This is a genomic window from Streptomyces capoamus, assembly GCF_014654935.1.
GTDB lineage: Bacteria > Actinomycetota > Actinomycetes > Streptomycetales > Streptomycetaceae > Streptomyces > Streptomyces capoamus.
This window is the reverse complement of sequence record NZ_BNBF01000003.1, coordinates 234,124-238,978: the sequence shown is the minus strand read 5'-3', so window position 1 is coordinate 238,978 and position 4,855 is coordinate 234,124. Positions and strand designations below refer to the sequence as shown.

The following is a 4,855-nucleotide window of genomic DNA, read 5'->3' as shown; positions in this document are numbered from 1 at the left end:
GATCCGGGCGATGCCCCAGTGCAGTGACTTCTTGGTGTTCAGTGTCTCGACCTGCCAGGGACCGTTGATCATCATCGCGGCGTTGCCCGCCATGAACTGGTCGTTGACGTCGGCCTGCGTCCAGCCCACCGTCGACTTCGACAGCGAGCCGTCCTCCAGCAGACTCTTCCAGTAGTCGAGCGCCTCGACCACTCCGGGTCCGTCGAGCCGCGTCTCGTCCCCGCCGTTGGACCACATGAACGGCGTGAACTGGAAGACGCCGTCCTCGGCGCCGCCCGCGCTGAGCGCCAGGCCGTACCGCCCGCCCCGCGTCAGCTCCTTCGCCGTGCGCCGCAGCTCCGCCCAGGTGGCGGGCACCTTCCGGCCCGCCTGCCGGAGGGCGTCCTTGTCGTAGAAGAGAGCGAGCGTGTTCACCGACCGGGCGGCTCCGTAGTACGTCCCTCTGTAGGAGCCGAAGTTGACGATGCCCCGCGGAACGTCCCCGGTGCCCAGCCCGAGCGTGCGCAGGTCGACGAGCCCGCCGGCCGCGGCGAACGCCGGCATCTCCGAGGCGTCGAACTGCACGATGTCGGGCAGCGACTTGGACGACGCCATGCGCAGTGCCTTCGTCATCACCTGCGCCGCCGGGACGCTCTGCTGCTCGACCGCCACGCCCAACCGCTCGCCGCAACGGTCCATCGCCTGCGCGTCCCAGCGATGGTACGTCTCGTCGGTCGAGGAGTTGAGCACCCGGTAGACGGAGCTGTCGCGCGGCCGGCCACAGCCGGTCAGTGCCGCCGCGACGACCAGGACGGAGACGGTGGCGCGTGATATCACGGCGCTGCGGGAGCATCTATTGAAGCGCTTCGACATGCCCGGCCCTTGCTGTCGTCCTGTCCGGCGGCACTGCCGACCGCCTTTGTTCATTGCCATGACTAATACGCCATAGCCGGTCCCGGCGCCAGACCCGAGCAAATGTCCGCTCCTTCGCGGCAGGACGCGAGGATGCCGCAGAAGATCACGATCGTGCCAGGTCAGGCAGATATTTTCGCTGTTCGAGCCGGTCCGCCGGGGACGCCTTCTGTGTACGATCAAACGGCCGGGCGACGCCTCCCCGCCCCACCTCCACCGTCCCGCTCCCCCGAGGGAAGAACATGAAGTTCACCGACGGCTTCTGGCGCGTCCGCGACGGCGTCCAGATCGCGTACGCCACTGAGCACCGAGACCTCTACCTCGAATCGAAGCGCTTCACCGCCTATGCCGCCCTGCGGAAGGTGGCCCACAGAGGGGACACGCTCAACGCACCGCTCCTCACGGTCGACTGCTTCTCCCCCGCCGAGGGCGTGATCGGCGTCCGCGTCACGCACCACGCCGGCAAGCGCCGGCCCGGCCCGGACTTCGCCCTCACCGCCGAGGCGGACGGTGCGGGCGCCGTGCGCCGCGATGGCACCGTCACGGAGCTGAGCAGCGGTCCGCTGACGCTCCGCCTGGACGAGGCGTCCCCCTGGACCCTGGTCTTCCACGGCCCGGACGGACGGGAGCTGACCCGCGCCGGCGCCAAGGGCACGGCCTTCGCCACCACCGACGACGGCACGCACCACGTCCTCGCCCAGCTCGCGCTCGGCGTGGGCGAGCAGGTCTACGGCCTCGGCGAGCGCTTCACCCCGTTCGTCAAGAACGGCCAAGTGGTCGACATCTGGCAGGCCGACGGCGGCACCAGCAGCGAACAGGCCTACAAGAACATCCCGTTCTACCTGTCCTCGCGCGGCTACGGCGTCTTCGTCAACCACCCCGGCCGGGTCTCCTTCGAGGTCGGCTCCGAATCCGTCGGACAGGTGCAGTTCAGCGTCGAGGACCAGAGCCTGGAGTACTACGTGATCGCCGGGCCCGGCCCGAAGGAGGTCCTGGCCCGCTACACCGCGCTCACCGGCCGCCCGGCCCTGCCGCCCGCGTGGTCGTTCGGCCTGTGGCTGACGACGTCCTTCACCACCGGCTACGACGAGGCCACGGTGACGTCGTTCGTCGACGGCATGGCCGAACGCGGCATCCCGCTGACGGTCTTCCACTTCGACTGCTTCTGGATGCGCGAGTACCAGTGGTGCGACTTCGCGTGGGACCCCGCCGTCTTCCCCGACCCGCAGGGCATGCTGGCCCGGCTCAAGGACAAGGGCCTGCGGGTCAGCGTGTGGATCAACCCGTACATCGCCCAGAAGTCACCGCTGTTCGACGAGGCGGCCGCCCTCGGCCACCTCGTGCGCCGCCCGAACGGGGACGTCTGGCAGTGGGACCTGTGGCAGCCCGGCATGGGACTGGTCGACTTCACCAGCCCCGACGCACGCGCCTGGTTCCAGACCAAGCTCAAGACACTGCTGGACCAGGGCGTGGACTGCTTCAAGACCGACTTCGGCGAGCGCGTCCCCACCGACGTCGTCTGGCACGACGGCTCCGACCCGGAACGGATGCACAACTTCTACACCCACCTGTACAACCGGACCGTCTTCGAACTGCTGCTGAAGGAGCGGGGGGAGGGGGAGGCGGTGCTCTTCGCCCGCTCCGCGACCGCGGGCGGCCAGCAGTACCCCGTGCACTGGGGCGGCGACTGCTGGGCGTCCTTCGAGGCCATGGCCGAGTCCCTGCGCGGCGGGCTGTCCCTGTCCCTGAGCGGCTTCGGCTTCTGGAGCCACGACATCGGCGGCTTCGAGGGCACCCCCGACCCGGCGGTGTTCAAGCGCTGGCTCGCCTTCGGGCTGCTCTCCTCGCACAGCCGGCTGCACGGCTCCACGTCGTACCGCGTGCCGTGGCACTTCGGCGAGGAGGCCGTGGCGGTCGCCCGGCGGTTCACGCTGCTCAAGCACCGTCTCATGCCGTACCTCTACGGCGCCGCGGCCGAGGCCCACCGCACCGGCGTCCCGGTGATGCGCCCGATGCTCCTGGAGTTCCCCCGGGACCCGGCATGCCGTCCGCTGGACCGCCAGTACATGCTCGGACCCGACCTGCTGGTCGCGCCGGTGTTCACGGAGGACGGCGAGGTGGAGGTCTACCTCCCCGAGGGCACCTGGACCCACCTGCTGACCGGCGAGCGGGTCACCGGCCCGCTCTGGCGCACCGAGCGGCACGCCTACGACAGCCTGCCGCTGTACGTCCGCCAGGGCGCCGTCCTGCCACTCGCCTCCGACGACAGCCGCCCCGACGGGGACTGGCTGGACACGCCGACCCTGCTGGTCCACCCCACCGGCGCGCCGGACTACGCCGGCGAGGCGACCGTGCCCGATCCGACGGGAGTGGTGGCCGCCGTCTTCGCCGTCCACCGCGAGGGCGCCCGGCTCCGGGTCACCGCGCGGGGCACCGACCGCCCGTTCACCGTCCGCGTCGCGGGCGGCGCGAGCGCGACGGGCGCCGGTGAGGTGGTCGTAGCGCTGGACTGACGGAGGGGGGAGTGCTACTGGACTGGAAGACGGAGGCGTGCCGCTGGACTGAAGGAGAGGGGCGTGCCGCTGGGCTGGAAGGCGTGTCGCCGGCCGGTGCCCGGCGCGGCCCCACCCGGTCGGCCGTCGAGGATGCGCGTGCGTCACCGGGAGGGGTTATTCGTTGACATACCGTCCGACGTGACGGCCCCCGGACACGAAGGCGTGCCGCATGACAGCAGCAGTCGGAGAGAGTGTGCGCCAACTCGACCTCGTGGTGATCGTCGTCTACCTGCTGGCGATCGCCGTGACCGGGCTACGGCTGGCGGGCCGGCAGAAGACGTCGAAGGAGTACTTCGTCGGCGAGAGCAGCATGCCGTGGTGGACCGTCTCCTTCTCCGTGGTCGCCACCGAGACCAGTGTGCTCACCGTCATCAGCGTGCCCGGCGGGGCCTACAGCGGCCAGGGCTTCGGCAACGTCGAGCTGGCCCTCGGCTACGTCGTCGGCCGCGTCGTCGTGGCCACCGTGCTCATCCCCCTGTACAAACGGGGCGGCTTCGTCAGCGCCTACCAGTACCTGGGCACCAGGTTCGGGCCCCGCCTCCAGGGGCTGGCGTCGATCACCTTCGTCTTCACCCGGCTCCTGGCCGAGGGCGTCCGGCTGTTCGCCTCCGCGATCCCCATCAAGCTGCTGCTGGACGAGTTCGGCGTGCACACGGGCTACCGCGCCATCATCGGCGTGCTCACCGTGATCACCCTCGTCTACACCTACCTGGGCGGTATCAAGGCGGTCATCTGGACCGACGCCATCCAGATGGGGCTCTACCTGGGCGGTGCGGTCCTGGCCGTCGCCGTCCTGTCCGCGCGCGTCGGCGGCACCGGCTTCGCCCGCGCCCTCGACGCGGGCCAGTTCCGCCTCTTCGACACCGACTTCGCGCTCGCGCACATCCTGACCAGTCCGTTCGCCCTGCCCACCGCCATCGTCGGCGGCGCGATCTTCGCCATGGCCAGTCACGGTTCCGACCAGCTCATCGTCCAGCGCGTCCTGGCCACCCGCTCCCTGCGCGACGGCCAGAAGGCCATGATCGCCTCCGGTGTCTTCGTCACGGTGCAGTTCGCCGCCTTCTCGCTGGTCGGCGCGCTGCTGTGGTCGTACGACGAGGGCCGGACCTTCCAGGAACTGGGCCTGAGCAGCTCCGACAACCTCTACCCGGACTTCATCCTGCACGGGCTGCCCGTGGTGGTCTCCGGCCTGCTCGTGGCCGGCATCCTCGGCGCCGCCATGGGCTCGCTGTCGTCGGCGCTGAACTCCATGTCGAACTCGACGGTCGCCGACCTCGTCCACAGCTTCCTGAGGACCGCGCCCTCCGAGGCGTCACTGCTCAGGCTCGCGCGGGTGATGACACTGGTGTGGGCCGCGCTGATGGCCGTCTTCGCCTGCGCCTTCAGCACCGGCACCGGCAACGTCTACC

The 4,855-nt window shown here is 70.2% G+C and carries 3 protein-coding genes; 2 read left to right on the top strand and 1 reads right to left on the bottom strand.

What is annotated here, in order from left to right:
- Positions 1-852 (bottom strand): ABC transporter substrate-binding protein (locus IE312_RS06985; RefSeq protein ID WP_229899216.1); only part of this gene is annotated, 852 nt, incomplete at its 3' end.
- A 281-nt stretch (positions 853-1,133) separates the two neighbouring features.
- Here IE312_RS06985 and yicI point away from each other — a divergent pair.
- Positions 1,134-3,404, top strand: a complete 2,271-nt coding sequence (gene yicI / locus IE312_RS06980) for an alpha-xylosidase (protein WP_189979335.1) — start codon at positions 1,134-1,136, stop codon at positions 3,402-3,404.
- A 235-nt stretch (positions 3,405-3,639) separates the two neighbouring features.
- Positions 3,640-4,855 (top strand): sodium:solute symporter (locus IE312_RS06975; RefSeq protein WP_229899307.1); only part of this gene is annotated, 1,216 nt, incomplete at its 3' end.